The sequence below is a fragment of the Stenotrophomonas sp. PS02298 genome (assembly GCF_029959445.1).
Lineage (GTDB): Bacteria > Pseudomonadota > Gammaproteobacteria > Xanthomonadales > Xanthomonadaceae > Stenotrophomonas.
Window position 1 is genome coordinate 1 of sequence record NZ_JASCOR010000254.1, and the last position, 3,897, is coordinate 3,897.

The following is a 3,897-nucleotide window of genomic DNA, read 5'->3' on the forward strand; positions in this document are numbered from 1 at the left end:
CCCATGGTCGGCATTGGCTCTACCGGTAGTGCCCTTGCCGACCATGGGTCGGCACTACAGAGGGTTCCCTTGCTGCAGCGGCTTCTTTCTTAGGAAGAAGGAAAAAAAGAACGGCGCCGTTAGGCGCCGTTCTGGAATATTGCATTCTCCGCGGTGACGATGCGTGCGAAACGACCTTGAACCCGGGGTTCAAGTGGGAACGCTGGGGGGCCATCGGGCTTCCCGCTACAAGGCGGACTTGCACACCCGGCTCCGTCGCGCCCCCGTGGTCGTAATTAAGGGACAAGGCGAATGTTTGCACACGCCGTCGTTCACAGCAGAGAACGCGTCGCCAGTATAGCGAGGTTGCGCGGCTAGGTGCAGCCGTATTTCACGAATTGCGGATTCATCTGTCTGAGCTGGTCAGCTGGATCAACGCGCGTTGTCGATGGCCAGGTCCAGGCGCCGGTTCAACTCGTTCATCGCCGATTGAAAACGCTGCTGCTGGGCGAGCTGCTCATCGCGCACCTGCTGCAACTCATGCGCAAGATTGAGCGCCGCCAACACCGCGATGCGGTCCACCGCCGCCATCCGGTTGCTGCCGCGGATCTCACGCATCTTGCCGTCGAGCACGCGCGCGGCGGCGGTGAGGCTTTCGCGCTCGGTGGGTTCCACGCCAACGGTGTACTCGCGGTCCAGGATATGGACGCTGACCGGTTCGTTGTTGCTCACGTGTGCTGCTCCAGCGACTTGAGGCGGGTGATCATGGCTTCCACCCGGGAGCGGGCCTGTTCGTTCTTGGTCAATAGCTGCGAGCGCTCGCTGATCAGCTGTTCCTGCTGCTGGCGCAGGCTGCGGTTTTCATCGCTCAGCCGCTGGTTGCGCTCAAGCAGCAGCTCAAGGCGGGAGGCGAGGGCCAGCAGCTGGCCAGCGGGGTCGAAGGAGTCCATGGTTGGAACGATAGGCATGGCGATGAGGGCCGGTCAAGAAGGAGTATGCAGCGCGGTTGCTACACTGTGCGGCCGTCGTCATCTTGTCGGTGCCGGCGTTCCTCTCCGCTTTACAGACCTGTGACATGACCGACCTTCCCGCCGTCAACGACATCCTCCAGGCCAGCCAGTCGCTGGGCCTGGCTGCTTCCCCGGCCGAACTCCACGGCGGACTGTGCGGCTGGTTGGCCGCAGGCGGTGCCGATGTGCCTGCGTGGCCGGCCAAGGTGCTGGCCGACGACAACCTGCCAGCGCCGGAACCCGGCAGCACCCTGGACCTGCTGCGGCAGGCCACGGTCGCGCAGCTGGAAGACCGTGACTTCGCCTTCGAGCTGGTGCTGGTGGATGCTGCCGAACCGCTGCAGGCGCGTACCGACGCCTTGTTTGAATGGTGCCGTGCCTTCCTGGGCGGCTTCGGCCTGGCCTCGGGCAAGCGTCCGGCGCTGAGTGAAGAAGGCGAAGAAGCGCTGCAGGATCTGGCGCGGCTTGCCCAGGCCTCCAGTGATGAGTTCGACAGCGCTGACGAGGACGAAGACGCACTGTCCGAGATCGAGGAGTTCGTGCGCGTTGCTGCATTGCTGTTGCATGGCGACTGCGTGATGGGGTCGCGCCACCGGCAAAGCCTGAACTGAGGTTGGCGATGAAGCGTCTGTCCGGAATCACCCCCGCCGAATACGCCCGCCGCCGCCGGCAGTTGATGGAAGCGGCCGGCGATGACGCCATTCTGGTGCTGCCCGCGGCACCGGAGCGGGTGCGCAGCAACGATACGTTCTATCCGTACCGCCAGGATTCGGACTTCTGGTACCTCAGTGGCTTCCAGGAGCCGGAGGCGGTGCTGGTGCTGATCCCGGGGCGCAAGCACGGTGAGGTGATCCTGTTCTGCCGCGAGCGCGACCAGGACCGGGAGGCCTGGGATGGCCCGCGCGAAGGCCAGGACGGTGCAGTCGCGCATTACGGCATGGATGACGCCTATCCAATCGAGGACCTGGACGAGATCCTGCCGGGCCTGCTGGAAGGGCGTTCGCGTGTGTACTACCACTTCGGGCGCGACGCCGACTTCGACCTGAAGTTGATTGGCTGGGTGAACCGGGTGCGTTCGCAGGTGCGCAATGGTGCGCAGCCGCCGCATGAATTCCTTGAGCTTGGCCACCTGCTGCACGAGCAGCGCCTGTACAAGAGCGCCGATGAGATCGCCTTGATGCAGGAAGCGGCCGACATCAGTGTGCGTGCGCATCGCGCGGCGATGCGTGCAGCGCGCGCGGGTATCCATGAGTACGAATTGCAGGCGGAATTGGAGCGTGAGTTCCGCGCGGCCGATGCGTGTTCTGCATACAACAGCATTGTCGGTGCCGGCGCCAACGCCTGTGTGCTGCATTACCGCGACAACAACAGCGGTAGCCGTGATGGCGATCTGGTGTTGATCGATGCGGGTGCGGAGTATCGCGGCTACGCCAGTGACATCACCCGTACTTTCCCGGTCAATGGCCGTTTCAGCGAGGAACAGCGCGCGCTGCATGACCTGGTGCTGGCGGCGCAGGCCGCGGCGTTGGAGCAGGCGCAGCCGGGCATCGCTTACGAGGAAGGGCATCTGGCGGCGGTTGAGGTATTGACCGAGGGGTTGTTGCGGCTGGGTCTGTTGAAGGGTGATCTGGAAGAGAACATCATCGAGCGTCATTACCAGCGTTTTTACCGGCACAAGACCGGCCATTGGCTGGGCATGGATGTGCATGATGTGGGTGATTACCGGGTAGCAGGCGAGTCGCGCCTGTTGGAGCCTGGCATGGTGTTCACCATCGAACCGGGCCTGTACATCTCGCCGGACGATCGCAGTGTGGAGGCGCGCTGGCGTGGGATTGGTATCCGCATCGAGGATGATGTGTTGATCACCGAGGACGGACACCGTGTGTTGACCGGTGCGCTGGAGCGCAGCGCAGACGAGATCGAAGCCTTCATGGCCAAGCGCTGAGGCGGAAGGTACTCGGCTGTAGCAGTTGCAGTTGCCCTCCCTTACGCAAAGCGTAGGGGAGGGTATGGGAGGGGTGCAGTTGCCGTTGCCGTTGCTCCAAAGCTCTTGACCTACCGGGCCCCTTCCGCAGCGACGCAGCCGACGGACAAGACCCCGAATGGGGCGACGTGCAGGCCGCACGTCGTTTTTCGACGATACAAGGATGTATCGTCGAAAAATCCCGGCGGCGGAGTGGACCCGCGACGCGTAGCGGCGTGGGCGCGTAGGCAGGGTGTGCTTGACCAGCCATTCGGCTGTTGAAAAGCGCTTCTTTTGGTTACTTCTTCTTTGCACAAGCAAAGAAAAGTGACTCGCTCCCCGAAGGGGAGTGAAAGCTCTTGCTCTTGCTCTCGCTGCAATCGCAATCAAGGGCAGGATCACGATCAGGATCAGGATCAGGATCAAGATCAAGATCAAGATCAAGATCAAGATCAAGAGCTTTCGCCCGCCTTCGGCGCGCGAGCACACCTTTCTTTGCTTGTGCAAAGAAAGGTGGCCCAAAGAAAGCACACCCTGCCTACGCGCCTTCCGCGCTGCGCGCTACAGGTCCACTCCGCTGGCAGGATTTTTCGACGATACATCCATGTATCGTCGAAAAACGACGTGCATCCATGCACGTCGCCCCGTGCGGGGTCTTGTCTGCCAGCTCCGTCGCTGCGGAAGGGGCCCGAACGTCAAAGGCACAGGGCAACAGCAACAGCGACAGCGACAGCAAGTGCAACAGCAAGTGCAAGTGCAAGTGCAAGTGCAAAGCAACGGCACCCCTCCCTGACCCTCCCCTACGCTTTGCGTAAGGGAGGGGAAACAGCAAAAGCCACAGCCACAGCCACAGCTACAGCCACAGCTACAGCTACAGCCACAGCCACAGCCACAGCTACAGCTAAAGCCACAGCCACATCCACAGCCACAGCAAGACTGGAACAG

4 protein-coding genes and 1 other RNA gene are annotated in these 3,897 nt (G+C 62.3%); 2 read left to right on the top strand and 3 right to left on the bottom strand.

The features are described from left to right. Positions 1 to 141: 141 nt before the first annotated feature. From ssrS to QMX78_RS20530, 3 genes are all read right to left on the bottom strand, one after another. A non-coding RNA gene (gene ssrS, locus QMX78_RS20520) (6S RNA) lies at positions 142 to 326 on the bottom strand. Between the two features lie 85 nt (positions 327 to 411). Continuing rightward, positions 412 to 711 carry a cell division protein ZapA gene (locus QMX78_RS20525; RefSeq protein ID WP_282273119.1) on the bottom strand — a complete coding sequence of 100 codons (300 nt, stop codon included), beginning with the start codon at positions 709 to 711 and terminating at the stop codon, positions 412 to 414. Further along, complete coding sequence (locus tag QMX78_RS20530) at positions 708 to 929, bottom strand: TIGR02449 family protein (protein WP_282273125.1); 222 nt, start codon at positions 927 to 929, stop codon at positions 708 to 710. Before QMX78_RS20530 ends, QMX78_RS20525 begins: the two co-directional genes overlap by 4 nt. A gap of 125 nt (positions 930 to 1,054) precedes the next feature. Between QMX78_RS20530 and QMX78_RS20535 the strand changes: the two genes are divergently transcribed. Both QMX78_RS20535 and pepP read left to right on the top strand, forming a co-directional pair. After that, entirely contained in the window at positions 1,055 to 1,600 is a 546-nt protein-coding gene (locus QMX78_RS20535; protein ID WP_282273121.1) for a YecA family protein, read from the top strand. Positions 1,601 to 1,608: 8 nt separating this feature from the next. Beyond that, complete coding sequence (pepP, locus tag QMX78_RS20540; RefSeq protein ID WP_282273124.1) at positions 1,609 to 2,934, top strand: Xaa-Pro aminopeptidase; 1,326 nt, start codon at positions 1,609 to 1,611, stop codon at positions 2,932 to 2,934. Positions 2,935 to 3,897: the final 963 nt, after the last annotated feature.

Bases quoted from the DNA above. Each gene is read 5' to 3' on its own strand.
- QMX78_RS20535 (WP_282273121.1), top strand. From the start codon at position 1,055: ATGACCGACCTTCCCGCCGTCAACGACATCCTCCAGGCCAGCCAGTCG.
- QMX78_RS20530 (WP_282273125.1), bottom strand. From the start codon at position 929: ATGGACTCCTTCGACCCCGCTGGCCAGCTGCTGGCCCTCGCCTCCCGC.
- pepP (WP_282273124.1), top strand. From the start codon at position 1,609: ATGAAGCGTCTGTCCGGAATCACCCCCGCCGAATACGCCCGCCGCCGC.